This is a genomic window from Ruminococcus sp. RTP21204st1_B2_RTP21204_210225, assembly GCF_040914135.1.
Classification (GTDB): domain Bacteria; phylum Bacillota; class Clostridia; order Oscillospirales; family Ruminococcaceae; genus Hominimerdicola; species Hominimerdicola aceti.
This window is the reverse complement of sequence record NZ_JBCPGA010000037.1, coordinates 1-26,637: the sequence shown is the minus strand read 5'-3', so window position 1 is coordinate 26,637 and position 26,637 is coordinate 1. Positions and strand designations below refer to the sequence as shown.

Genomic DNA, 26,637 nt, shown 5'->3' with positions numbered 1-26,637 from the left:
ACGAGCAAAGCTCGCCGCAAAAGTGCCGTAAATACGCACTTTTAGAAAAGTCTTTGTGCATATTTTTTATGGGGTCAAGATACGGCTTTCAAAGAAAATTAGGGGTCGCAAGTTACAGAAATCACGCTCAAAGGGGCGTAAATACGAACTTTGCAATAGGTGTCATAGGACAATAAAATCATATAGAAACGAGGCGATAAACAAAATGTGCAAACTGATTAACACTATACAAAAAAGGCAAAAATCGTAATAAGGAGTGTTGCTTTTGCAGATAATAAAGAACGAAAAATCAGGCATCGCTCAGATCTGGCTGAGCAATGCAGAACAACAAAATGAGAGAGTTATGAACTTGGTTGAGTGCAAGATAAAGGAGCTTAGCGGTGAAAAATTTAAAGTTGCCGTGTTCCGCTCAGGTTCTAAAGATCTGTACGAATGTACTGAAAATCTTCTCCACCATAATATTACTCTCTGACAGCGAGTGCACCTATGGTGCACTTTACATACACTCCACCATTATTTTTATATCCTTTGCCTATTGCCTTTTGGGCAAAGATGTGATACAATATTATTTGTAATAAAACATATAAACTAACAACATTGTATGTATCCGCAAGGGTAAGATCTATCATCAAAAGCGACAACATTGTACCACTATATCAAAGAAAGGGTGAAAGTTATGAGCACAAAATACAGCATAGCAGGCTACTGCCGAATTTCTGTTGACGAGGAAATGGACAGGGACAACACCTCTATCGAGAACCAAAAAGCTATCATAACTGACTTTGTAAAACGAAAATTTCCTGACAGCACGCTTGAATTTTACGAAGATCGTGACCGTTCGGGATATACCTTTGAACAGCGTGAGGGGTATCAAGAACTGCGTAAAAAAATGCTGCAAATGGAATATGATATCCTTATCGTCAAAGACTTCTCAAGATTTTCACGCCGCAACAGCAAAGGTCTTGTAGAGCTTGAAGATCTCCGTGACGCCGGTATGAGGATAATCTCAATAGGTGACAACATTGATTATCCTACCTATGACGATTGGACAGCTATCCAATTTAGATTTCTCATTAACGAAATGCCCGTTACCGACACCTCAAAAAAAGTCAAGTCAGTAATAAAACGCCGTCAGGAAGAAGGCAAATGGATATGTGCCGTGCCTTATGGTTACGTTATGACCAACAGCAAAACAATGAAATTTGATGTTGACGAGCCTGCCGCACAGGTGGTGCGTGATATTTTTGAAAAGTACAATGAGGGCTGGGGCTATAAAAAAATTGCAAATTACCTTACAGAAAAGCATATCCCTACCCCTCGTATGTGTGAGAAAATGCGAAAAGAGGCGAACGGTGAAGAGTGCAAGCGTGAGGCAAAACAAACGTGGAGTTTGGTAACTATCAGCGAAATATTGTCAAACGATTTCTATATCGGCACGCTCCGTCAAGGCAAATACCGCCGCAAGAGAATCAACGGCGATGAAGTCAAGCAACACGAAACTGACCACATTGTATTTGAAAACAACCACACGCCGATCGTGGATTATAAAGTGTTCGCATTGGCACAGGAGAATCTCAAAAAACGTACCACATCTCACTATCGTGGTGTAAGAAAATACGAGAATGCTTATTCCGGATTTCTCTACTGCGGCGACTGCGGTTCACCAATGTTCTCAATGAGCAGAAACGATATTGCCGCCGCTTATACCTGCGGAACATATCACAGACGAGGAACAAAAGGCTGTACATCACATCACACAAGGGTCGATATGCTTGATAAACTGCTAAAAGAGTACATTCAAAAAGTCCGTGACAATTCGCAGGATATGATCGAACGTCTGCAAAACTCCATTGCTAAGGAGCAGAACGCAAGCAATAACAGCAAGTCAGTCGTGGAGCTGATAAAAGGACAGATCGAGGACGCAAAAGCTGAAATGAAAATGCTCACACGTCAGCAGACAAGAGATGTAATGCGTCACCCTGAGCGTACAGAGATCATTGAGGAAACCTACACTGAAATGATCGACGAGCTTACCTTGCGAATAGAGGGACTGAAAAACCAGTTGCAACTGGCGGTGGATAAAAACAATGCCATAGTAAGAGTAAACCGAACTGCAAAAACTGTATTTGAAATTTTCGACAATATTTTAAATAAGCCTACCCTTGATAAAAATGACATAAATCTGATAATCGACAAAATAACAGTTTATGAAGGTCACATAGATATTCAACTAAAAGCTGACATTGACTGCCTGCTAAAATACGGTACACTTGACAAACCTGAGAGCGTATCAGCAATGGCAGATGTCAGCGAAAAAGCTGCCGAAAATTTTAATAAAGGCACTGAGATCAAAAAGTCAGCCGGACAGCTTGTCAATGTTATAAAAAATAGCAAAGGCAAGGTTCTTAGTGTCAACGTTATCAGTAACGGCGACCCCCTCGAGATCTACACCAACCCCGACGGCGAGGTGATATTCAAAAAATATTCCGCAATAAACGAAATGTCCGAGGGCGCAGCTCAGGCAGCGGAAGTCATCTCAAAGCTTGGGGGAGCGCCTGCCGTGGTATTCGATAAGGACCACGTCGTGGCAGTGTCAGGCGTGCCGAAAAAAGAGTATTCCCAGCGCCGCCTCTCCCCTGCCCTGGAGGAGCTTTTGGAAAACCGCAAAACCTTTGACTATACCGATACCACAGCCGAGCCGCTTAGAGCCGTCGAGGGTATCACCACCCACGCCCTCACCATCGCCCCTATCCTCACAAACGGCGATATAACAGGCGCTGTGGCATTCATGGCTACCGACGATACCGAGCTTTGTACCGATAAACAATCCATGCTTGCCAAAGCCGCCGCCATGTTCTTGGGCAAACAAATCGAAGAATAATACCAAAAAGGACCGCCGCCTGACCGCAGCAGTCCTTTTTTCTGTACTATTATATCAGTCATTGCCCCATGTCCTCCGCAGCCAACATAATAATAAACCCTCCGACCCATACAAATGGATCGGAGGGCAAACTGCAAACCACGCTGCGATGTCTTGCTGATACCAAATGGATGCTCAGTTCAAACATCCAATTTTACGCTGCCAATCAATCTTCGTTATACTCATCTATCATTCTGCAGTACTCTTTTTCCTCGCAGTCAATATAATCCTTAGCGAACTGCTCCGCTTCTTCGAGACTGTTTTCCAGCAGTTCAAAATCCACAGTAGCCGAAAAAATATCTATCTCAAGCTGTTCGGACTCATCTGCAAAAACTTCAATAGTAAAACCCTCACAACGGACATCATTTCCATCCTTATCCTCCCGAAGCAGATCACTGTCGGGAGTTATTTTTACATGAAACCCTTTGTATTTCAAACCGCAAACCTCCTTAAAATTTCATCTGAAAATCATCAATGTCGTAATATCCATCATAATCTTCCGCACAATATTCTTCGTCAAATTCATCATTTACCATATGTTCAATCTGCAGTGAATTTTCCAAAGCTGTCTGAAGATAACTTTTATCTAAACCGTTTTCTCTATACCCCTGCAAAATCGTATTGTAATACTGTCTACTCGGAGGAGCGATCTCTCCTTGGTTCATCAGATACGCCATACCCTCAACTTCTTTGCCGTCCAGCTCAAAAGACATTTTTTCTTGCCTGTAAAGTCTCGGATAACCCTCATAGCGATTTAAAGCTGGCAAATCTCTGTCGTCAAGCTCCCAGATCAGAACAGGAACGCTTGCTCCTTTTTTCGGAACAATAGTCGCAACGCCTCTGAATTCCAACTCAAAATCCTTAATCTCAGATGTTCCCGCAACCCTTGAATGCGGACATCTGTATGCCATCTGTTGCAAATTAATGTTGCTGCCGTATGCAATATATAACTGTTTGTTTTTCATCTTCGACCTCCGATCTACATAGCCATTTCTATGTCTAAATCTTGATCTTCTTCAAAGCCCTCACATTCGCTCTCTGTCGGCTCAGAAATCTCATCGGGTACATTTTCGTTTAACTCCCGAATCTCGCTTACAGGCTCAACACGCTGCTCACGGGCGGCGATACGCTCCTGTCTGAGCCTTTCTCGCTGAGCTATGGCTTGCTCGGGATTTTTCCAAGCAATATTGCCCTCAAGATGAGAAAGCAAGTGTTTGCGGCAGTTCTTGAATTCCTGTCCGTTCAGTCCTATCCGGATAAGCCATGTTCTGAACGTATAACGAGGATTTTCACTTTGCGTTACCCGTGGGCTTGCAGATTTCTGCGTTAACGCCTGATTGCTGACCGCCAGAACCAGCGAAATATACGCCCTGAGCACGCCTGCATTCAGGCAGCTGTTGAAAGCTCTCACTTCAATATTGTTATCCGTAAAGACGGGATGTAAATTTAAACACCTGTACCGTGACGGATCGTAATGTGAGTGATAATCGGCGTCATCTCCGTACCAAAGCCGTTTTATGGTCTGTAAACTCGTCGGCTTTCTTCTGTTCAATTCTTCAAGAAAGTGCTTATCTACCTTTTTGCAATAATTCCGTTCACGGTTTGAATCTACCTGTAAAGCCTGATACAGCATATCCTCCTTGCTTGCAAAAATATTTACAAGATTTCTAAGCTTTTGCGCGTCATACGGAGAAAAATCAATGTGAATATGAATTCCTGTGGACTCGTTGCAAATGCCTCCGCTTCGGCGAATAGAACGAACGACCTCCTGAAGCGTCGGCATATCCTCGTATTCCAGAATCGGAGTTACAAGCTCCACAGAATACAGCTTTGAAGCCGAAGAGCCGTTCTTCGTTGTACATCGTATACTTGCGTCGGACATGATCTTCCATGTTCTGTTTTTACTGTCTTTAACATCATATCTGTCATAACTGCCGCCGTAATGCTCCGGCGAACCGCCCAAAACCTTTGCCACCGCCTTTGCCGCTGACGATCTTGTTAAGCCGGTGCATTCAATTTCAACTCCGTAACGTTGGTTTTTTATTCCCTCAAAATTTTTCGCCATTTAATTTTCACCTCGTTTCCGAAAAAAACAGCCTGCAGATTTCTCCGCAAGCTGTTTTCACATTATTCAATTTCCGTTCTGACTTCATACCCGCCCTTGAAGATCACCAGTATTTCGGTTTTACTTAAGACTTTTACACATTCGATGAGCTTTCTGATCAACACATTATCAAAGGTTTCCAACTCGAATTTTTCATGCTCTATCATGTCCGTGATCTTATCAAGCTTTTGCTGAGTTTCGGCAGAAGTTTTATTCTGCGATTTGAGCATTTCCAATCGTTCGCTTAACTCTTGTTCCTCGGCATAAAGCTTTGCAAACTCACTGTCAAGCTTGTCCTCGTCACAGCCGCCGGAAACTATCAGTCCGACCAGATCCGTTCTTGCTTGGTCGATCTCTTTCAGTCGCTTTTCAATCGAAAGTATTTCCTCCTGCCCCTGGCACTCCAACACCGATCCGATATTAGCTTTTAATATCCGAACAATATCGTCACGGCAGGAATAGTAGTTATTTATCGAACGAATAATTCCACGGTGCAGGTTTTCTTCCTTGATCGTAGGCGAATCGGGGCAGTATTTTTTACCGTGTTCCAGACGGCTGATACACCGCCAGACCACTTGCTTTTTCCCGTTTTTTGTCCATATTCTGCGCCTGTACGGAGTTCCGCAATTTCCGCATATCAACAATTCGGACAATGCATATTTTCCACTGTATTTTCCTTGCTCTGTTTTGGTATGATCGGATATTTTTCTTTTTGAACTTCGCCTTGCAATTTCCTGCTGTACTCGGTTAAAGGTATCACGATCGATTATGGGAGTATGATGATCTGTAATAAGATACATCGGGCGCTCTCCGTTATTTTTCACAACTTTGTGTGTAATGCAATCGACCGTGAAAGTTTTTTGCAAAAGTGCATCTCCCACATACTTCTCATTTTTCAGAATTCTCTGAATTTCACCCTTAGACCACTCACTTTTACCAGTTGCGGTAATTCTTTTTTGATTCATTAAGGTCTGAGCGATGTTATGTAAGGTATATCCGTCAAGATAAAGACTGAAGATCAACCGTACAGTTTCAGCCTCATTGGGAACTATCTCCGGCTTGCCGTCTGCACCTTTTTTGTAACCCAGCAGATATTTATACTGAAAGGACACCTTGCCCTCACGGTAGGCTTTTTCCTTTCCCCATGAAACATTTTTGCTTATGGATTCACTTTCAGCCTGTGCGAATGAACCGTACAAAGCAATCATAAACTCGCTTGTCATTGTCAGCGTGTTTATGTTTTCCTTTTCAAAAATCACGCCAATACCCAAGTCTTTAAGCTGTCGAACATATTCAAGGCAATCCACCGTATTTCGGGCAAATCTTGAAATTGATTTCGTTATCACAAGGTCGATCTTTTTGTTTTTGCACATTCTTATCATTCGGTTAAACTCTGTCCTTTTCTTTGTCTGAGTTCCGCTGATCCCTTCGTCGGCAAAAACTCCGGCAAGCGTCCATTCCTTTTTTCGGTTGATCAAATCGGTGTAATAGGCGATCTGTACCTGATATGAATTCTGCTGTTCCTCTTGTTCTGTGCTGACACGGCAGTATGCGGCAACTCTTAATTGGTGATATTTATCACGGTTTTCCGTTGTCTGCACTTTCGCAGGGATTACCGTTACATTCGGAGCTGTGGACATTTTTGTCATTCCTTTCTGTGATATTTTTGATGTGTACTCCGTTGATAAATTCAACCTCTATGGTACAAAAATGGCTTATCCAGATTCGTGAAATACACGCTTTGAATAAGCCAATATCTAATGTATTTAATTGCTCGTGGTCTTTAAGAACAGCCTTGATTTTCTCTGTTTTTTGCGGACTGTCGCTGTAGGTACAGCAGTCGTATTTCATTTCGGCAAGCTTGAAGATCTCAGATTTTATTCTTTCAAAATTGATCTGAGATACATCGGTCATCCGATTTATCTCATTCTGCTGACTGACTATGTCTGATGTCGGGGAATATGTGCTGACCTCTCCGCCGCATTCAATTAAACTTGGGTTTGCAGCAGCAGAGTTCAGAACAGTGATCACTGCTCCCATTATCATCTGATCTGTCATGCGATATTCAAATTTAAAGCAGTCGGGGTTTTCACAATTCCAGTATTCACGACCCTTGCCGTTGGTTTTTCTGAAAACCTTTTCTCCGCATTCGGCGCAGTATGTAACCTTTCGGATTTCCGATAGGTCTTCTGAAATTGTGCAAAGTGAATTTGCTTTTCTCACTCGCTTTTCATTTGCTTGTCTGAAGATATCCTCATCGATCAACTGCGGATATTTGTCAGTTCCCAGATACTTTTCATTTTCTATGATCCGCTTGACCATGTTTTTGTTCCAATGATCGGAATCACTGTTGTATCGGATTTTTTCGGACTCCATAAGCTTTGCAATCTGCAAAAGACTTTTGCCATTAAGATATTCGCTGAAAATTGTTGCAACTGCGTAAACCTCTTTAGGCTCGGTGGTTATTTCGCCGTTTTTCATGCAGTAGCCGAATGGGATTACTCTGTTTTTGAGCATATTAATTTCACCTCCGAAAACAACAATACCATAAAGCCTTTGAAATAGCTATATCCAAAGGCAATAAATTTATGATGTAGAAATTGTCTATTTTATCTTCTCATTAAATTTTAAACCGCCGATTAAGTGAAATTCCAGCTCATGCTGATTTATCACAACGATCTTTTCAACTATGCCCTCAAACGTCGACTCGTCAAATTCTGTTATTGGATTACTTTGTTTTTCAAAAAAGTCTATCAGCATTTCTATTTGGTCAATTGTTTCGTCCTCGTCATCGGAACGGGTAAGCTTTTTCAGTTCGGCCTGCAGCTTATTGATTTTTGCTGTAAGCTCCGTAGTCTGCTCAATGTATTTTACCTCGTCCAGAAACCCTTTGGTTTTCAGTCTTGCAAGGACGTGTGTCTGTTCACGAAGCTTGGCGGTTTGCTTGTGAATGTCCATTACCTGAGTTTTACTGCTGAGTTTTCGGAGTTTCAGATCATGCAGCGCTGTTTGAAAAGGTACAAGGATTTGTTTGTAATTGTACCAAAGTTTATTGCATAATCTGATAAAAGCAGAGTGGATATTATCTTGATTTATTGGTTTTACCGAGCACTTTTCTATTTCATCGGTATGAAGTCTGCAAACCCAATATATTTTTCCTCTGCAATTTTTCATACGGAAAGTAGTTCCGCATTCACCGCATTTGATTTTCTTGGACAGTATATTACCGCGGCTTTCATTCCGCTTATTTTCACCCCGAAGACGTATTAATTCCTGCACTCTGTCAAATACATCTTTTGAAATGACGGCTTCATGACATCCGGTGTAATAATACTGAGGTAATTCTCCTCTGTTCGGCAAATTTTTACGAGGCAAAACGGTTGTTGTAAACCGTTTCTGAAACAGCTGATCTCCGATGTATTTTTCATTTTTAAGCATAACTCTCACGGTAGGTCCTGTCCAGTGGCATGATCTACCTCTTTTTCCAATTCCCATTTCATTTAACATCTGAGCGATTTTTTCACTTCCGTATCCGTTCAGATACCAATCAAATATTTTTCTGACTATCCGGGCTTCATCCTGATTTAAGATCAATTCACCGTTGACAAGTTCATATCCAAACACCGAGTTGCACATTTTCATTGTGCCGTTTTCCATTCGCTTTTTTATGCTCCACCGCATATTCTGCGAAATCGAAGTCGATTCCTCCTGAGCCAGACCGCCCATTATTGTTATCATCATTTCATCGGTCATATTAGCTGTATCGATATTCTCTTTCTCGAAAAACACCGTAATACCAAGAGATTTCAGTTCACGAACGTTTTTCAGACAATCTTTAGTGTTTCGGGCAAATCGGCTGATAGACTTGGTGTATATCCTGTCTATCCTCCCTTTGCGGCAATCTTTTATCATTCTCTGAAACTCGTCACGCTTGTCCTCACGGGTACCTGTTATACCCTCGTCGGCGTACAGATCGATCAGTTCTTCCGTTTCGGAGTTCTCAAAAAACTGACTGTAGTATCTTGTCTGAGCCATAAAGGAATTAAGCTGATCTTCGCTGTCTGAACTTACTCTGCAATATGCGGCACAACGGATCTTCGTATTTTGTTCTTCTGTGATTGTCGGCTGTATTACCGTTACTGTCGGCATTTCCTCACACTCCTTTCAACCAACAAGGATACCACAAATTTTTTAGGAATGGTATCATCAAACTCAATGAATTTCTTTGTCCGAATCTGTGCAGTTTTCATGTTTGTCTGCTTGCCCTGCCGCTGTGCAAAGACACATTGCGGTCATGCCGATAAAAGCTCCGACAAGCAAGCCAATAAAAAATCCTAACATCTTAATACCTCCTTAAGCTGCATCTTTTGACGATACAAATTCTTTGTAAATATCTTCTGTGTTTCTGCGGTTGAAATTCTGTTTTTCGGTAGTTTCAAGAATTTCATCAAGCTTATCGGCAAACATTCTTGCCATAAAATCGCCGTATTCTGCTTGTCCGAATTTAGTCATCAAAATCCACTCCTATACTTATTTTCATTGCCTCATCGATTTTATTTATTATCCCGCTGTCCAATGAGCCTATATAGCTCCGAAGTCTGCTGCGGTCTATTGTCCTAATCTGCTCGGCAAGAATGACCGAATCTTTAGGCAGTATTTTTGAATTTCTTATGCAGATATGCGTAGGAAGCTTGTTTTTCTTAACTGTTGACAGCGGCAGAACCACAAGCGTGGGACTATGCCTGTTTCCGATATTGTTCTGAACCACCAGCACGGGACGAACACCGCCTTGCTCAGAACCGACTACGGGATCTAAATCTGCGTAAAAAATATCTCCTCGTTTGATCAGCATTTCATTTCGCCACCTTTTGCGGAACTTCAAAGCCTTTTTTGTTCCTAACGCAGTTATGAAACGGGCAGAAAAGAACATCAGCATTCTTGTCATACCACACACAACCATAACATGGGTGTTTGTTTGATAACCTGACTGTTGGTACAGGAATGTTTACTCCAAATTTATAAAAATCTGATTTCTCAGGAATATCGTTATCTTTCATATATCAGCCTCCTGACCTTTTATTTTTATATGTAACAGGCGGTCTGCAAAAGAATGCAAACCGCCTTATTAATTCGTTTTGCCTTCGTCTGATTCGTAAGTTTCAGACGAATTTCCGTGATATTTATCCTAGATACCCGTCACGGCGGAACATCGGGAACGATGAACAGCTTATTCATCTCATGAGCCTCTCACTCCACTATGGTTCTCATAGAGCCGCCCCCATTGCTTGAGTCTGTGGCTGGGCGGAAGTATCATTATCCTCCTGCGTTTCATCGCCTGCTTTGGTTGCTGTCCAAAGGTCTGAACGTCATATTGATCGCTCGCTCAACTGAGGTCGTGGCGTATGGTTCATGCGGCTGCCGAGATTTTATACCGGCCGCAGGATTAACGTTTTCCCGATGCTGTTATTCTGTTGTCAAGATTCTCAGGGATTTGGATCGCTCCTTTTTCCCTTTCACCTTGTAGCCGATGAGAACACCCTTTTTATGCGTTTGAAAATTGACTTCTTAAAATTTCAGCAATTTTATCAATTACGCGGGATATATTCGACTGATTTCTTAGTAAAATTGACGAAATTTCATTTTGAGTGTACCCGTCAAATATGTACATTGTAAAAGCTTCACGCCAGATTTCCGGCAAGGACATGATCTGCGAATACACTTCCATGTCCTCAATCTCATCGATCCAGCCATAACGATTGTTTGTCGAATAATCATCATAAACCGTCAGCGTTCTGCTGTTTGAATTATCAAACAGTCCAACTGTTTTTTCTCTGTAACGCCGATTGGAGTTGAAAACCTCACGGTCAAACTCATAAATTTCCGCTATCTGTTTCTCAGTCATCCCTGCTTTTCTGTACTCCTCAGCGGTTTTCTGCCACTGTTCTTTAAATTTCTTTTCCTCCAAGCCATGATTATAGCTCATATTTTTACCTCCGTTTTGATTTTTCGTTCTGAATCAAAACGAAGGCTTATGGGTATTTGGCAATAAAACATTGCCAATAATTAAAAATGGGCATAAAAAAGACCTTTCTGCTTTTAAAACAAAAAGGTCTGTTAAGAAAAAGGAGTATAACTTTCGGCTTTAAAAGCTTTTGTTATACTCCTCATGTTATATTATTCCAATAAGTTAGCCATCGTTAAAATCATAATTTAAATTATAACTAAACTCATATTCCCCATAATTGGAAGAATAAATTCTTATATAGTACCTACCAGGTTCTAAATCGTACTCAATAGTTTCTATTTCACCACGACAGGTAGTATAAGATAGAGTTTGCTCTCCATCTGTACCAATCAATCTTATTTCGTATTGAAATGGCTCTGGTGAATTTGTGTTTATTATGATATGCTTCCTTTCATTAATATTAAACATATACCAATCATATTGATCGTATTCTTTTTTATCGTTTACAAAGCCTATAGAACCATTAATTGTTTCATCAGCTTTTGTTTCAATTTAATTTTGATATGTATTATTAGGTTCACTGTCCAAATTTTTTATTTCAACAGAATTCATCTGCAATTGATAGCCGCCATAGTTTTCCAAACACTCTATACGAATATAGTAGGTTCCTGATTGTAGCGGACAAATAAGCTTAATTTCTTTATTCTTGCCGTAATCGCTATATATTTCTGTTGCGCCATCAGAAGCAATGACAAATATCTTTGCTTTTAAATCTGAATCCATAGTAAGATTAAAGGTATATAATTGAAAAGAATTCAAAATTAGTTTATAAAAATCATCAGTATCGGTTTCGTTAGGCTGGTTACTTTTATATCCTATATGGCCATTTAAAGTATTGGATTCAATCAGTTTAGCATTTTGATATGGTGAATTTATTTCCTCATCTTTACTATATCCGCTTGTACTAAATTGACTATTTAAAGAATATGTACCTGATTGCTCATAGGATATTTTTATATAATATTCACCCGCTTGGATAGGCGTGTTAAGATTTAGTATGCGATCCTGTCCGCAATCATAATTAAGTCTATCATTTCCATTGATACATATTAAATTAATATTGCAATACACTCCAGCAGAAGCATTTAACGTTAATGATAATAAACCGTCTTCGGAAATATTTATAATATACCAAACACAATTATCATTATCCTCTGAATATGTAAAAGTTTTTTCATATGTTTCACCTATTGTCAGCGATATAGCATCAATGTAAGTATTACCGCTTTTTTCTGTAGGGGGTTCAGTTGTAGTGGTATTATTAGTAGTAGTGGTAGTAGTTTTCGTTGTTGAAGCGGTGGTAGTCTTATTAGTAGTGCTTGATGTTGTTACGACCTCAGAATATGATGGTTCGTCATAATATTCTTCAGTATCTTCATCAAATATCGGAGAAGATATCCACGGAAATATAAATGTTAAAATCGTTATTACTGTTGTAGCAACATTGGTTATTATTCTACCCCATTTCCGTATAAATCTTTTGATGTTTGAATCGTTTGGAATTCTTTTTAATACAAAATTTACTATAATTGCAATAATAATTATTACCACTATTCCTGCAATTCGTGCCATAATTTCTTTTAACATATATATCACCACTTTTTTGTTTTATTACACTCTAACAATTGTATCATACCATTTTAAGACAATATATTCAACTTCTTTACCCGAAATAAATTTATTCGACGTAAACTGTAAGGCTTGTTCTTGATTTATTAATATTTTCTTTTTGTAATTAAATAATGAAAATTCGCAGTAATATTCTTAGTTTCAAGTGAGAGAAAAATGGGACTGTTGAGCACACGCTGCAGCAGTCCCATGATTATGCATATTAATATGATATTTTTAGGTAGTCAAAAATCATGCCGATTGTAAAAAAGATACCACTTTCCACTCATCATTAATTTTTTCAAAGTATAGTCTATCAAGGATGGATCCGTCTGTAACTATTTTACATTCAATTCTATTGCTGCTCGATTGCATAGAACAATCCTTAGTAAAAAATACAATAGCCTTATCTTCACTACATAGGCATTGCACATCCACGCTGATTAATTCAAAATCGAACTTATTTCCTGTATTATTTGGATTCAGTCTTTTAAAAATATCATTAGAAACAATGGTTGTATATTGATCATTAAATCCATTATTATAATAGGAATCCAAAATCATATTTTTTGCTAATTCTTCTAAAAGATTTTTTTCATCGTCATCTATAAATATATATAATTTTCTTAAGTCCGATACTTCAAGATATTCAGCATCAGATATCGATGTTGATGAACCATCATCTAGATTAACGATACAAGTTAATTTGATTATTACACATACCAATAAGATTATAATAAAAATGCTAGAGGCTACACAAATTATGTTTTTTCTCTTCATGCTGGAACCCTACCGTTTAAGCAAACAATGATGACATTTGTATAATCTTCATTTTCGTCAAATGTTTCTGATAGTTTCTTGTTCCATCTTGGTTTGGTATGACCAGCATAAAGAATCTCATCTTTCTGCACACTGGATATTATTGCTGTATGTGTTGGTCCTTTTTCTTTACAAAAGTAAATCAAATCTCCCATACGTATATCATATTTGGATATAGCTTCCTCAATAGATTCATCTCTACCTATAGATACCTCATACATCGCGTATTCTTCAGAACGAAAATAGTTATAATTATCAACTACAACAGACCATGATTTAGTCCAGCCATAATCCCATGTTCCTGTATGAGAAAATAATCCATGAATATGCGATGCTAAGCCTTCAGCTTTCCCAAAATACCAATCATTATTCATTTTAAATCCACCTGCACATAAACATTGAGAAGCAAAATTAGTACAATCAGTCATTTTATCGCTTAATTCTGAAAAGTTAGGATACTCACTATAATTGTACTTTTCACCAACTGTGTCATAATCTCCGGACCACTTCTTCATGTAATCATATACGGCATTTCTATCATATGATTCATTTACAATCCAAGGTTCTAAGTCATACTTATCATAAATATCATCTCCATCAGAATCCTTAGAAAATGGTGATGATACATATAGTATTAATGGATCGGTATAACCTGTATATATCACTTCTTCGTGATCTAAAAGACCATCACCATCTGTATCTGCATCGCAAGGATTGGAATGAATCGGCAATATTTCAGCGTTTAAAAAAACTTTCCATATTGTACTTGGAGCATATTTTAAATATGTCTCTAAAACATTTCTAACATAAAATTTATTGCTTGCTTTCTCTAAGCAATCCTTAAAAGTTGGCAACTGAATATTGCCATCGTTATCCCATGTAATAAGCCCACTTTCAGTATCAACTTCTTGCCAGTCTGTTAAATCATCATTATCTGAGTTTGCTCCGTTATTAGGGTCTAAAATATTTTTTAGGGTTATCGTTTCCCAATTTGTTGGCAGTACGGCTTTAAATTCAACATGAGGTGGAGCAACATTACCCACAATATGATTATAAACACTACTCTCTGAATTTGTACCATATGTTAGATTAAGTCCGCCAGTACTCTTTATCGCATTATCTACCTGCTGTCCATAAGAAGGATCAATGTAACTGTAACCTGCCGGCATTAACTCGGAATAATTTATGCCTAATTTCGCACATGTATTTATTTGATCAAAATACATTGAACCAACATTCGTAGAACCATTCATTACCTGAAAAATAAATTTTGCCGATGTTTCTTTAAAAATAACATTATTTTGTAATAGTTTAAACGCATTACCTCTATCAGTATAACCTGAAGTGTACACATATTGCTGTGCGCTAAGAGCCATTTTAACAGCCACACTGTTGGTAAACCATATATTTCCGTCAGATGTAAATTTCAGAGCTTGTGCTCCATTCAAATTATAAGTAATAAGACAGAAACGTACATTACCATTCCCGTATTGAGCAATTAGGGAATCCATCAAATTACCAATCATTTCGCATTGTGAATTAAATGTATCCTCAAGCTGACCGGAAGTCTGAATAAGGAACGCAATATCAACGGGTGTCTGAACGGTAACAGCGCCTCTGGTCTGAGCAGCAGCAAACATTGCAGGAGCAAAAGTTTCTTCAGTAAGAGTATCTTCCTCGTCATTTATTTCAGCGAGTGTTTCTTCAGAAAATTCTACACGTGTAGACTCTTCATTGAATTCAGCAGCTATATCTTCTACCGCTTCAGCCTCAAAGGACATCAACATAGGTTCAGCTTCGTTAATGCCGATTCCAAGGTTGGCAAGCCATTTCTCCATGTCCATTATACAGTATGTGCCAAGTTCGTCAACCTCCGTGTAAATTGTATTGTTTTCAAGGTCATACTTTGTTTCAATGGGCAGAAGCATATTCATATCTTCAAAGTATTTGAAGATTGTAAGACGTTTTAATCCTTGTAAATCCGGCTCATCAGGGAATAGATTAAGTTCATTGTCTACGGATTCATCAGCTATATTAAATTTTAACACAACCTTGCTGATATTGCAAGAGTTGCCACAAGTTAACTCCGGTGCAATGCCAAGAATGGCGTCATTTCTTATTGCTTTTGAGTAGCTTGTTTCCTTTGCTTTTAAATTACCCTCAACATAACCTGTCGATTCAATTTCAATAGACATTTTGTAAGGACTATCGTCAGTATTGATCTCCCTAAGAGCCTCGCTGTTCTCGGCAATAGTCTGATTGCTTACATATTCCGCATCGGGAACGTCAAATGTTTCAGGATTTGTCGGGTCAAGTCCAATATACGGCTCATCGCCATCTTTTAAGCCATCACCGTCTGTGTCCGGAACGAGAGGATCAGTTCCGTAAATATTAATTTCATCGTAATCTGAAAGTCCGTCATTGTCCGTATCATCATTTCTTGGATCAGTTCCAAGCTCTATTTCCTGGGCATTGGTCAATCCGTCACTGTCAGAATCTGCATCAGCGTCCGAAACACCCTCGGTTACTGAATCGTACTTTGTAGGATCTGTTCCTGTTATGTATACTTCCTGATAATCGGTCAGTCCATCGCCATCAGTATCGGGATTATTCAAATCTGTACCGATCATATTCTCATAAATGTCCGGAAGCCCGTCACCGTCGCTGTCAAGAAAATCAACAGAATAGCCATCTTCTGTTTTTGTTACAACAAAAGGTACTGATTCAATTCTCTCGCCGTAATTGGTGATAAGGGAAACCTTGAAGTATTTTGTTTCAAAGTCATCGGTGATCGGGTACTGATAGGTAGTTGCATCCGAAACGACAGCTACGGATGTATAGTTGACATTATCATCTGAACTCCATATCTCATAGCTGCTGTTTTTGTAATTGGTGTACCACTCCATATCTATGCTGTTCGCATCGCTGTTATACTCTCCGAAAGCATAAAGCTCAACCTCAATGTCAGATTCTGTTCCGACAAGTTCAGCCATACTGTTGCTGTAATTAGCATTAATGCTAGGACAGTCGATGGTGATAGTTTGTCCGATAATGATAACATTGTTGAGGTTAAGGTTATCTGTATCGATGTTGATATCTCCGTAAGGAGCATAAATCAAGCCGCTGAAATTAACGTTGCTTGTTTCGATATTGATATCTCCTGTTTCGGAGCAAATAACAGAATTGTTCGTATTCTTAACCTCTCCATTGATGGTAACATCTTCAACAGCTTTAATTCCTGAATTGAGATTAATATTTCCCGTAAGTTCTAGAGTGCCGTTAACATCCATGGGATTATTAATGTTGATGTTCAGGTCCTCAAAGCTGTAATCGTCAGCATATGTTTCAACGTTATCGCCACTGAAATACGAGTAGTTCAGTTTTTTGAGAATGTAGATCATTTCTTCGTCAGCATTCTCAGTTTTCGTACCGTTGACATTCATATTTCCGCTTGAAACAATTGTGCCGTTTGTCGCTATATTTCCATTCACACAGAAATTATTAGCATTAATGGTGATAGCTCCTTCTGTATCAGAAGCGGCAAACATTGTATAGGGATACTTTTCTGCTGCATCCTCTGCAACTGCAGGCAAACTCGGCAAAAGAGTTGCTGCCATAGCTACACTCATTATGCCGGAAAGTATTCGTTTGAAGTTGTTTTTTCCTTGCATAACTTCTCCTCCGTTCCGCAGTATCGGAGCGCCGAAGCGCTCCATTACCGCTTTTTTATTAGTCTTCTTTTACAAATTTCTTCATACCTTCAGGCTCTTTTGGCTGATTGTACCACCACCAGCAAGCCTGAGAACTGGAACTGACGCCTATCATCAGTGCAAGTGCCGCCAATGATGAACCATATTTCAACATGAGCTTTTTAATTGCCTTCATATTTTTCACCGCCTTTCCTTTTTAAAAAATTTATGCAAATTCTCAGGCTCTTTCGGCTGACAATATGTTATACTGCAGGCTTGTCCCGTTACTATTGCCGTTATGCCGTAGACCGCACTGAAAATCAACGTTATGAATATGATTTTATGAGTAGTTTTATTTTTTCTGCAACCATTGCACAAGTTAATGTAAATATTCCTGTTACTGCATAAAAGCATACTTCTGTTTTAACAAAATAGAAAATAATGCAGAATATTGTCCATATAAAAAATGAAATCAAAGATTTTTTTCTTAACTTCATCTTCTTTTTCTCTGATATAGGTTTGTTTGGATGTTCAACCGGTGCAAATTTATATAAAATTAATACTGATAAAACCCATAGAATCGGAGATAAAAACCTTATCGTAGCTGTACTAAAAGTCTTTATTATTAAAATAAAAGCAGAAAGTACACACACAAGTGTCAGCATACATCCCCAATGCGTATCAGCATGGTATCCTCCGGCATACATTCTTATAGTTACAAACGCTGTCAAATTAATAACACAAGGAATAAATTCATTGGAAATTAAAGCAATAATAATAGCTATAATTAAGTTGAAGATTGTAGATAACAATAATTCTATTCCATAAGCATAAACTTCAGAATCTTCCACTTCTATTATTTTATTGTCGACAAAAAAACACGCCGTACCTTTTGCGAGTTTTGAAATCATTTTTCATCACCTCGCTTTTAGTATAGCGTGTTTAAGTTATTTTTTTCAATAGTTTTACGTCAAATGACATTTCTTGACGTTAAAGCTCATCTATTTTTATAATTTGTTCATATATAGATTCTTTCTGATTTATTTGATTTCTAATTCGCTGGTTAAATATTTTTATGAAATTTTACAATTACCTCATTATTGAGTTCCGCAAATTTAATATATGGAGTGAAATCATCGTAATAATCAAGACGTTTTTTCCAAATATATTCGATTGATCCATTGTCATTATGCACCAAATACACATTTAATCTTATTGAACCTGATAAACCTGCTTCACTGCAATTTCTTAATGAAATAGTATATTTTCCATTTTGGGTTGTATAACTATTATATTCTTCGAATTCATTAAACTTATACCACATCGTTTCCGAAAAATCAACCATCCATCGCTTAAAAAGGAATATTTGCCTTTGTGTATATGAAATCCGCAACGGCATTGCAAGCCGACTTCTGCTTAACTATAGCCGTCAGAGAAGCGGAGAAGCCCTTAGAGAGCTGTTCTCAATGATTATGAGGGAAATACAATCACTCTAAAAAGCAGGCTCCCAAATCGTTTTTTTGAGAGCCTGTTAAACAGTTAGAGTGTGCCTATTGTGATATGAGATATAGTGGCGATTTTAACTTGTTTGGTTTTGAATATAATTAAGCAATTATTTTTTTTAATTGCAATAATAAATTACTGAAATTATCCGTTTAAAACATCTTTAGACCATAGATACCAATTTCCTGAAAATGGTTTGCTTTTGATTGTGGAATTGTCGATAGCTAAATCTGAACCATGTCCATTATACTCATTATCAATATACACGAGGTAATAATTTCGTATCTTATCATTCTCAATTTTTCTGTTTTTTACTATAAAGTACATCAGCATATTTCCTTGATTATCATAGTTTACACGAATAAAGGAAAACACATTATAAGGGCTGTCTTTTTGGTATTTATTCCGCATATAAGTGAAATATTTATCAAAAGTTTCTTCTCCACAATCAATATATTCACTATTTTTCCCTAAACACTTCTCGATTATATGGTCATCTTGTGAATATATAATCATAGGGATTGAATCATATTTATATTTTTCAAAATAATCAACAATGGATTCCATATATTGTTTGTTATTCTTATAACAGTTTTTAACATACTCTTGATGTACTTTTTCCTTGTAAATAAAACTAATTATGAAAAACAAAGCAGGAATTAATACTATCAGCACAATAATATATATTTTTTTCATAGTAATTACCCCGGATATATCTTACTGTGAAATATGAATGTAATCATAATCTTTAATCACATTATTGTAAAGATCATATCCGTATCTTACGTATGTTGAATCCTCTGTATTATCAAATTCTCCCGTTGTCACGAATGAATATAAGCTACCACCACTCTCTAATTCTTTTTTCGTAAAGCCACCAGCATGTCCTGCATATCCGAAGAGAATGTTTCCGAATATCTCAGCATTTATAATTATGTCAGAATATAAAAATGGAAATGAACTGGTCGAAAAACGAATATTCGCATTAACAGTTTTCATGAAATTATTCCAACTTCCGCTTGTTTTTACATCATATGGAGCATTATTTTTCACTTGACTAATCATCCAGGAATAATCTCCTGTTAAACGAGCACATTTATTGGATGTGTTATCATATTTTTGACAAGGATAATTAAGACTTTCTACGGGTGAAGGATTACACGAATAATAATGGAAGTGAAATTCCTGTGCTCCATATCTGAGAATTCCATTTAATATTGGCGTATAATCATATACATAAATATCCACCTTATCGTTATATACATTATCCTTATCAAAATCACTCCGTTTAACAGATGATATAAACACTGGATTATTAGGATTTAAACTTGCATTAAATTCTTCCAACGGCATTGTCTTTGGAGTGTAATTTTCATTAAACCATACTATGTCTTCAACTAAATCTGTGAATCCGTTATTTTTTGCTTCTAATAAAATAGCATAATATGTATTAAGATCAATAAAATATGAATCATTTGAATCTTTTTTAAACGAAATACCATCTGAAAATGTACGATGATTTAATTGGAAAAGTTGTGTAGCAGCAATTGACAAACCACCAAAAGTACCGTAAGCCTGATTTTGCATATCAAGATATCCCAAATACTCAAGGCATTTTTGAATAATTGTAACAGTTTCAGTATTGTCAAGAGCAATCATCTGTGAACTATAATTATTTGCTGAAAGTGAATTAGGATCGTAACCATCATTTAATCCATCCCCATCCGAATCCTCCTCACAGGGATTTGACTTAATTGGAAGAATCTCAACGCCATAAAAATATCGATGCATATAACTTGGAATCGAATCACTGTATTCATTCAACACATAAGAAAAACCCTGATCATGAACTTTATTCAAACACTGTTCAAAGGTAGGCAACTGAATATTGCCATCGTTATCCCATGTAATAAGCCCACTTTCAGTGTCAACTTCTTCCCAGTCGGTTAAATCATCATTATCTGATTTTGCTCCATTATTAGGATCTAACACATTGACTAGGTTAATAGTTTCCCAACCTGTTGGCAATACGGCTTTAAATTCAACATGAGGTGGAGCAACATTACCCACAATATGATTATAAACACTACTCTCTGAATTTGTACCATATGTTAGATTAAGTCCGCCAGTACTCTTTATCGCATTATCTACCTGCTGTCCATAAGAAGGATCAATGTAACTGTAACCTGCCGGCATTAACTCGGAATAATTTATGCCTAATTTCGCACATGTATTTATTTGATCAAAATACATTGAACCAACATTCGTAGAACCATTCATTACCTGAAAAATAAATTTTGCCGATGTTTCTTTAAAAATAACATTATTTTGTAATAGTTTAAACGCATTACCTCTATCAGTATAACCTGAAGTGTACACATATTGCTGTGCGCTAAGAGCCATTTTAACAGCCACACTGTTGGTAAACCATATATTTCCGTCAGATGTAAATTTCAGAGCTTGTGCTCCATTCAAATTATAAGTAATAAGACAGAAACGTACATTACCATTCCCGTATTGAGCAATTAGGGAATCCATCAAATTACCAATCATTTCGCATTGTGAATTAAATGTATCCTCAAGCTGACCGGAAGTCTGAATAAGGAACGCAATATCAACGGGTGTCTGAACGGTAACAGCGCCTCTGGTCTGAGCAGCAGCAAACATTGCAGGAGCAAAAGTTTCTTCAGTAAGAGTATCTTCCTCGTCATTTATTTCAGCGAGTGTTTCTTCAGAAAATTCTACACGTGTAGACTCTTCATTGAATTCAGCAGCTATATCTTCTACCGCTTCAGCCTCAAAGGACATCAACATAGGTTCAGCTTCGTTAATGCCGATTCCAAGGTTGGCAAGCCATTTCTCCATGTCCATTATACAGTATGTGCCAAGTTCGTCAACCTCCGTGTAAATTGTATTGTTTTCAAGGTCATACTTTGTTTCAATGGGCAGAAGCATATTCATATCTTCAAAGTATTTGAAGATTGTAAGACGTTTTAATCCTTGTAAATCCGGCTCATCAGGGAATAGATTAAGTTCATTGTCTACGGATTCATCAGCTATATTAAATTTTAACACAACCTTGCTGATATTGCAAGAGTTGCCACAAGTTAACTCCGGTGCAATGCCAAGAATGGCGTCATTTCTTATTGCTTTTGAGTAGCTTGTTTCCTTTGCTTTTAAATTACCCTCAACATAACCTGTCGATTCAATTTCAATAGACATTTTGTAAGGACTATCGTCAGTATTGATCTCCCTAAGAGCCTCGCTGTTCTCGGCAATAGTCTGATTGCTTACATATTCCGCATCGGGAACGTCAAATGTTTCAGGATTTGTCGGGTCAAGTCCAATATACGGCTCATCGCCATCTTTTAAGCCATCACCGTCTGTGTCCGGAACGAGAGGATCAGTTCCGTAAATATTAATTTCATCGTAATCTGAAAGTCCGTCATTGTCCGTATCATCATTTCTTGGATCAGTTCCAAGCTCTATTTCCTGGGCATTGGTCAATCCGTCACTGTCAGAATCTGCATCAGCGTCCGAAACACCCTCGGTTACTGAATCGTACTTTGTAGGATCTGTTCCTGTTATGTATACTTCCTGATAATCGGTCAGTCCATCGCCATCAGTATCGGGATTATTCAAATCTGTACCGATCATATTCTCATAAATGTCCGGAAGCCCGTCACCGTCGCTGTCAAGAAAATCAACAGAATAGCCATCTTCTGTTTTTGTTACAACAAAAGGTACTGATTCAATTCTCTCGCCGTAATTGGTGATAAGGGAAACCTTGAAGTATTTTGTTTCAAAGTCATCGGTGATCGGGTACTGATAGGTAGTTGCATCCGAAACGACAGCTACGGATGTATAGTTGACATTATCATCTGAACTCCATATCTCATAGCTGCTGTTTTTGTAATTGGTGTACCACTCCATATCTATGCTGTTCGCATCGCTGTTATACTCTCCGAAAGCATAAAGCTCAACCTCAATGTCAGATTCTGTTCCGACAAGTTCAGCCATACTGTTGCTGTAATTAGCATTAATGCTAGGACAGTCGATGGTGATAGTTTGTCCGATAATGATAACATTGTTGAGGTTAAGGTTATCTGTATCGATGTTGATATCTCCGTAAGGAGCATAAATCAAGCCGCTGAAATTAACGTTGCTTGTTTCGATATTGATATCTCCTGTTTCGGAGCAAATAACAGAATTGTTCGTATTCTTAACCTCTCCATTGATGGTAACATCTTCAACAGCTTTAATTCCTGAATTGAGATTAATATTTCCCGTAAGTTCTAGAGTGCCGTTAACATCCATGGGATTATTAATGTTGATGTTCAGGTCCTCAAAGCTGTAATCGTCAGCATATGTTTCAACGTTATCGCCACTGAAATACGAGTAGTTCAGTTTTTTGAGAATGTAGATCATTTCTTCGTCAGCATTCTCAGTTTTCGTACCGTTGACATTCATATTTCCGCTTGAAACAATTGTGCCGTTTGTCGCTATATTTCCATTCACACAGAAATTATTAGCATTAATGGTGATAGCTCCTTCTGTATCAGAAGCGGCAAACATTGTATAGGGATACTTTTCTGCTGCATCCTCTGCAACTGCAGGCAAACTCGGCAAAAGAGTTGCTGCCATAGCTACACTCATTATGCCGGAAAGTATTCGTTTGAAGTTGTTTTTTCCTTGCATAACTTCTCCTCCGTTCCGCAGTATCGGAGCGCCGAAGCGCTCCATTACCGCTTTTTTATTAGTCTTCTTTTACAAATTTCTTCATACCTTCAGGCTCTTTTGGCTGATTGTACCACCACCAGCAAGCCTGAGAACTGGAACTGACGCCTATCATCAGTGCAAGTGCCGCCAATGATGAACCATATTTCAACATGAGCTTTTTAATTGCCTTCATATTTTTCACCGCCTTTCCTTTTTAAAAAATTTATGCAAATTCTCAGGCTCTTTCGGCTGACAATATGTTATACTGCAGGCTTGTCCCGTTACTATTGCCGTTATGCCGTAGATTGCACTGAGAATTAACGTTATAATAAGTCCTCGTTTTGTTTCCTGATTCAGTTTCTTCATCGATCAATTACTCTCCAAGATAAAAAAATACGCTATACTTTTACTGGATGTTCCCAGTTTTCAGTATAGCGTATACTATTTATCTTTTTCAAGGCTTTTGCGCCAAAGTACTTTTTATGACATTAAATGTCACCTTCGTTAATACTCTATTAATATATCAGCAGTAAATATACCATTCTCCCACTCGAAAGATGTAACCCCATTAAGCTGAGTCACTGCCTTTTTTATACTGCTTACACCTATACCGTGTAATCCGTTTCCCGATTTACTCGACTTAAGGTTTTGTGTATCAACCTCATCTGATGAATTCATAACGCAAATTCTAAGTTTATTATCAATTTGTATCAATGAAATGTAGATATATTTATTGACATACGAACATCGTTCAGCTCCCTCAATTGCATTATCAAAAAGATTAGAAAGTATCCGGCAAAGCAGCATATTATCTATGGATATTGATTCATACAAGTTAATTTTAGTTGTGAATTGTATGCTTTTATTTAATGCCTCCTGCCATTTCATATTAATAATAGCATCAACGGCTGAAATACCTGTATAGCATATTCTGCCTGCATCTGATAAGCTATCTGATAACTTGTCCAGATGTTTTATTGCTTCTTTTGGATTTCCATCACTAAACATGGATTTTGCCGCAGATATCTGATTACTAATATCATGCTTTAACTGTCTTATCTCATTGTATTTGCTTTCAATCAGCATATAATTTTCTTCTTCTGATTTCAGCCTTTGCTCCATGACTTTCATTTTCAATTGGTTTGCATATGTATCAAAAAAGTTAAATACAAATAAATTAAGTGCAAGTAAACCAATAACGGAAATCAAGTAATTTATCGTCTGTCTGTGATTTAAACCATATGATACAAAAATACCATTGAGAATGACTACGCTTAAAATGGGTATCAATATAATTGACAGCCAATTTTTAATAGGAATATCCTTCTGCTTGTTTTTAGAGTACTCTACTACATACACCGAAAACCAGAAACAAAATAGCTTTGAACAAGTCATTCCGATATATCTTCCTGCTCCTGAAGTTAATTGTTCTAAAGGACTTCCAAAATTGAGCATATATAAAATTCCCATTGGAAGTGATTCTGAGGCAAGTATTATTATCAAAAATATTGAAGAACAGAATACTCTTTTTCCGATTTTGCATTCAAACATAAAGTTTGAGACCACCATCATCAATACAAAAGTAGCGATCAAATGAACCGATGGATACTCAAAAAATAAAGTTACCGAACCAAGTAAAATAAAACCGAGCATTACTGCCGGAATCAATGCTTTTTTTCGAAATCTATAATCCTCTTTCATCATATTGTACAAATAGAAAACTATAACCATGCTCTCCACAAGGCAATTCAGACTTTCTATAACCAATTCGCTAACGGACATTATCCCCACCTGTTTCTGCTAAATTTCAAAAAAGCTTTTGTGATTTTTTCAAGATGATTTCTGCTGACATATAAGATTTTGCCGTTCTTCATAAATACTTGATTCTTTTTAATATAGTCAATATTAGTAATGTTTATCAGAACGCTTTTATCGGAACGTACAAATAAACATTCTTCTAACATTTTCTCATAATCTGATAATTTACCTTTCTGATAATATTCTTTGTTAAAGGTATGGATGACAATCTGATGCGAATAAACCTCTATATACAAAATATCGACAGTAAGAAGTTCTTTCTCAATATCGTTATCGACAACTTTAATGTATTTCTTATTTCTATAATACTCTTGAATTGTATCGCTGAGCTGTTTTAAATAAATAGGTTCAGGTTGATTTTTTAATATATATCTGAATGCATTAACCTCATAGCCCTGATAAACGAATTTATCATAACTTGTCATAAAAATAAGGATCACATTTTTATCGATTTGTCTTAAAAATTCAGCAGTTTGCAAGCCATTTAAATCATTCATCTCAATATCAAGAATAATTAAATCATATTTATCTTTTGAGAATCCCGAAATAAATGCTTCCCCGCTTTCAAATTCTGAAAATTCAAATTCATTTTCATGAGTCTTCAAGGAATTTATGTCATTTTCTATCTTCTTAATGTAAGTTCTTTCATCGTCACAAATAGCAATCCTCATAAGATCAACCCCTTAATTATATTTTAACACAAAATCCCAACTTTTTCAATACAAAATCATAATTTTTTATAAAAATATGTTCATTTATCAATGATGTGAAACTAAAAAACTCAGAAAATCTTCTGTCAGAAAGAGGAGCATAGCGACAAGAGATGACAGAAGATTTTTTTGCCGCAGTCAACCGTCAAGCTCGCTATGTAGTTGCACAGGCGATTTCCACCCCAGAACCGCCATTGGAATGTTGTTTTAACGCCATAAATACCTTTTTATCTGAACTGCAAGGTCATCAAAAGAGTAGAATTTAAGAAAGTTGTAAAAACGCTCTTGATCGTTTCTGTGGCTTCGCTCAATCTTGCCGTTATGCTAAGGCGTTCTTGGACGTATAGGTTTATGCACAATACCGTATTTGTTACAGAAATGGTCGAAAATATGCACTCTGTCTGTCTTTTTAAAATTAGTAAATTCGCCACCGTTATCTGTCTGAATAACTTTCGGAGCATAACCGAAAAAAGTAATTGCACGCTTTGTGGAATCAATGGTCGAATAGCCGCTCTGCTCCTTGTAAGGATAGATAAAGTGTTTCCTCGATGCCTCTTCAATCATAGTATAAAATCACAGTTAATATGATTGCTCATAACTCTGCGACTGATCATCCTTAATTCCAAGCGCCTGCCTTTTCTTTTGTATCATTCTCCGCAGTCTGCTGTCAACTGTCCGTCTTACCAACTTATACTTCTGCGTATAGTCATCTTCGATGCACC

General features: G+C 37.5%; 26 protein-coding genes and 1 pseudogene. 3 read left to right on the top strand and 24 right to left on the bottom strand.

Annotated features, from left to right (window positions below; genetic code table 11):
• Positions 1 to 265: 265 nt before the first annotated feature.
• Together AB5123_RS11220 and AB5123_RS11215 are read left to right on the top strand one after the other, a co-directional pair.
• Entirely contained in the window at positions 266 to 472 is a 207-nt protein-coding gene (locus AB5123_RS11220) for a hypothetical protein (protein WP_117956589.1), read from the top strand.
• Between the two features lie 204 nt (positions 473 to 676).
• Complete coding sequence (locus AB5123_RS11215) at positions 677 to 2,881, top strand: stage V sporulation T C-terminal domain-containing protein (RefSeq protein WP_368364828.1); 2,205 nt, start codon at positions 677 to 679, stop codon at positions 2,879 to 2,881.
• Positions 2,882 to 3,086: 205 nt separating this feature from the next.
• Here the strand turns inward: AB5123_RS11215 and AB5123_RS11210 are convergent, their stop codons facing one another.
• The 23 genes from AB5123_RS11210 to AB5123_RS11100 all read right to left on the bottom strand — a co-directional run bounded on the left by AB5123_RS11210 (position 3,087) and on the right by AB5123_RS11100 (position 25,876).
• Positions 3,087 to 3,356: a hypothetical protein gene (locus tag AB5123_RS11210; protein ID WP_022126894.1), complete on the bottom strand. Its 270-nt coding sequence runs from the start codon at positions 3,354 to 3,356 to the stop codon at positions 3,087 to 3,089.
• Positions 3,357 to 3,369: 13 nt separating this feature from the next.
• Positions 3,370 to 3,885: a gamma-glutamylcyclotransferase family protein gene (locus AB5123_RS11205; protein WP_022126893.1), complete on the bottom strand. Its 516-nt coding sequence runs from the start codon at positions 3,883 to 3,885 to the stop codon at positions 3,370 to 3,372.
• Positions 3,886 to 3,899: 14 nt separating this feature from the next.
• Positions 3,900 to 4,985: an amidoligase family protein gene (locus tag AB5123_RS11200; RefSeq protein ID WP_022126892.1), complete on the bottom strand. Its 1,086-nt coding sequence runs from the start codon at positions 4,983 to 4,985 to the stop codon at positions 3,900 to 3,902.
• 62 nt (positions 4,986 to 5,047) lie between these two features.
• Complete coding sequence (locus tag AB5123_RS11195; protein ID WP_022126891.1) at positions 5,048 to 6,664, bottom strand: recombinase family protein; 1,617 nt, start codon at positions 6,662 to 6,664, stop codon at positions 5,048 to 5,050.
• A complete protein-coding gene (locus tag AB5123_RS11190) occupies positions 6,603 to 7,541 on the bottom strand; it encodes a recombinase family protein (RefSeq protein ID WP_022126890.1) in 939 nt (312 codons plus the stop codon). The genes AB5123_RS11195 and AB5123_RS11190 overlap by 62 nt, the downstream gene beginning before the upstream one ends.
• An 87-nt stretch (positions 7,542 to 7,628) precedes the next feature.
• Positions 7,629 to 9,173, bottom strand: a complete 1,545-nt coding sequence (locus AB5123_RS11185; RefSeq protein WP_022126889.1) for a recombinase family protein — start codon at positions 9,171 to 9,173, stop codon at positions 7,629 to 7,631.
• Positions 9,174 to 9,236: 63 nt separating this feature from the next.
• The gene (locus tag AB5123_RS11180) at positions 9,237 to 9,365 is read right to left on the bottom strand and encodes a DUF3789 domain-containing protein (protein ID WP_117925210.1); all 129 of its coding nucleotides are present in this window, start codon (positions 9,363 to 9,365) and stop codon (positions 9,237 to 9,239) included.
• A gap of 12 nt (positions 9,366 to 9,377) precedes the next feature.
• Positions 9,378 to 9,536 (bottom strand): hypothetical protein, encoded by a 159-nt coding sequence (locus AB5123_RS11175; protein ID WP_022126887.1) that lies wholly within the window; start codon positions 9,534 to 9,536, stop codon positions 9,378 to 9,380.
• On the bottom strand, positions 9,529 to 9,876 hold the full coding sequence (locus tag AB5123_RS11170; protein ID WP_041337553.1) for a type II toxin-antitoxin system PemK/MazF family toxin: 348 nt from the start codon (positions 9,874 to 9,876) through the stop codon (positions 9,529 to 9,531). Before AB5123_RS11170 ends, AB5123_RS11175 begins: the two co-directional genes overlap by 8 nt.
• A 1-nt stretch (position 9,877) precedes the next feature.
• Positions 9,878 to 10,081 carry a hypothetical protein gene (locus AB5123_RS11165; RefSeq protein ID WP_022126885.1) on the bottom strand — a complete coding sequence of 68 codons (204 nt, stop codon included), beginning with the start codon at positions 10,079 to 10,081 and terminating at the stop codon, positions 9,878 to 9,880.
• A gap of 485 nt (positions 10,082 to 10,566) precedes the next feature.
• Positions 10,567 to 11,007 (bottom strand): DNA-directed RNA polymerase sigma-70 factor, encoded by a 441-nt coding sequence (locus AB5123_RS11160; protein ID WP_022126884.1) that lies wholly within the window; start codon positions 11,005 to 11,007, stop codon positions 10,567 to 10,569.
• Positions 11,008 to 11,211: 204 nt separating this feature from the next.
• On the bottom strand, positions 11,212 to 11,505 hold the full coding sequence (locus AB5123_RS11155) for a pre-peptidase C-terminal domain-containing protein (RefSeq protein WP_368364829.1): 294 nt from the start codon (positions 11,503 to 11,505) through the stop codon (positions 11,212 to 11,214).
• Positions 11,506 to 11,541: 36 nt separating this feature from the next.
• Positions 11,542 to 12,636, bottom strand: coding sequence for a hypothetical protein (locus AB5123_RS11150; RefSeq protein ID WP_176825763.1), 1,095 nt, complete (start codon positions 12,634 to 12,636; stop codon positions 11,542 to 11,544).
• Positions 12,637 to 12,909: 273 nt separating this feature from the next.
• Positions 12,910 to 13,437 carry a hypothetical protein gene (locus tag AB5123_RS11145; protein ID WP_022126883.1) on the bottom strand — a complete coding sequence of 176 codons (528 nt, stop codon included), beginning with the start codon at positions 13,435 to 13,437 and terminating at the stop codon, positions 12,910 to 12,912.
• Positions 13,434 to 17,147: an amidase domain-containing protein gene (locus tag AB5123_RS11140; protein WP_051706968.1), complete on the bottom strand. Its 3,714-nt coding sequence runs from the start codon at positions 17,145 to 17,147 to the stop codon at positions 13,434 to 13,436. The genes AB5123_RS11145 and AB5123_RS11140 overlap by 4 nt, the downstream gene beginning before the upstream one ends.
• A gap of 58 nt (positions 17,148 to 17,205) precedes the next feature.
• A complete protein-coding gene (locus AB5123_RS11135; protein ID WP_081856071.1) occupies positions 17,206 to 17,361 on the bottom strand; it encodes a cyclic lactone autoinducer peptide in 156 nt (51 codons plus the stop codon).
• A gap of 130 nt (positions 17,362 to 17,491) precedes the next feature.
• On the bottom strand, positions 17,492 to 18,076 hold the full coding sequence (locus AB5123_RS11130) for an accessory gene regulator ArgB-like protein (protein ID WP_041337555.1): 585 nt from the start codon (positions 18,074 to 18,076) through the stop codon (positions 17,492 to 17,494).
• A gap of 736 nt (positions 18,077 to 18,812) precedes the next feature.
• Positions 18,813 to 19,364 (bottom strand): hypothetical protein, encoded by a 552-nt coding sequence (locus AB5123_RS11125; RefSeq protein ID WP_176825732.1) that lies wholly within the window; start codon positions 19,362 to 19,364, stop codon positions 18,813 to 18,815.
• A gap of 21 nt (positions 19,365 to 19,385) precedes the next feature.
• The gene (locus AB5123_RS11120) at positions 19,386 to 23,366 is read right to left on the bottom strand and encodes a polymorphic toxin type 44 domain-containing protein (protein WP_051706969.1); all 3,981 of its coding nucleotides are present in this window, start codon (positions 23,364 to 23,366) and stop codon (positions 19,386 to 19,388) included.
• Between the two features lie 58 nt (positions 23,367 to 23,424).
• Complete coding sequence (locus tag AB5123_RS11115) at positions 23,425 to 23,580, bottom strand: cyclic lactone autoinducer peptide (protein ID WP_081856071.1); 156 nt, start codon at positions 23,578 to 23,580, stop codon at positions 23,425 to 23,427.
• Between the two features lie 5 nt (positions 23,581 to 23,585).
• Positions 23,586 to 23,753: a hypothetical protein gene (locus AB5123_RS11110; protein WP_368364826.1), complete on the bottom strand. Its 168-nt coding sequence runs from the start codon at positions 23,751 to 23,753 to the stop codon at positions 23,586 to 23,588.
• A gap of 138 nt (positions 23,754 to 23,891) precedes the next feature.
• Positions 23,892 to 25,169: a sensor histidine kinase gene (locus AB5123_RS11105; RefSeq protein WP_368364825.1), complete on the bottom strand. Its 1,278-nt coding sequence runs from the start codon at positions 25,167 to 25,169 to the stop codon at positions 23,892 to 23,894.
• Positions 25,169 to 25,876, bottom strand: coding sequence for a LytR/AlgR family response regulator transcription factor (locus AB5123_RS11100; protein ID WP_368364824.1), 708 nt, complete (start codon positions 25,874 to 25,876; stop codon positions 25,169 to 25,171). Before AB5123_RS11100 ends, AB5123_RS11105 begins: the two co-directional genes overlap by 1 nt.
• A 152-nt stretch (positions 25,877 to 26,028) precedes the next feature.
• Between AB5123_RS11100 and AB5123_RS11095 the strand changes: the two genes are divergently transcribed.
• Positions 26,029 to 26,181, top strand: coding sequence for a hypothetical protein (locus AB5123_RS11095; protein ID WP_368364830.1), 153 nt, complete (start codon positions 26,029 to 26,031; stop codon positions 26,179 to 26,181).
• Here AB5123_RS11095 and AB5123_RS11090 read toward each other — a convergent pair.
• Positions 26,126 to 26,485, bottom strand: a pseudogene (locus AB5123_RS11090) (DDE-type integrase/transposase/recombinase); the annotation flags it as partial. The gene AB5123_RS11095 and the pseudogene AB5123_RS11090 sit on opposite strands and share 56 nt — an antisense overlap.
• Between the last annotated feature and the right edge of the window lie 152 nt (positions 26,486 to 26,637).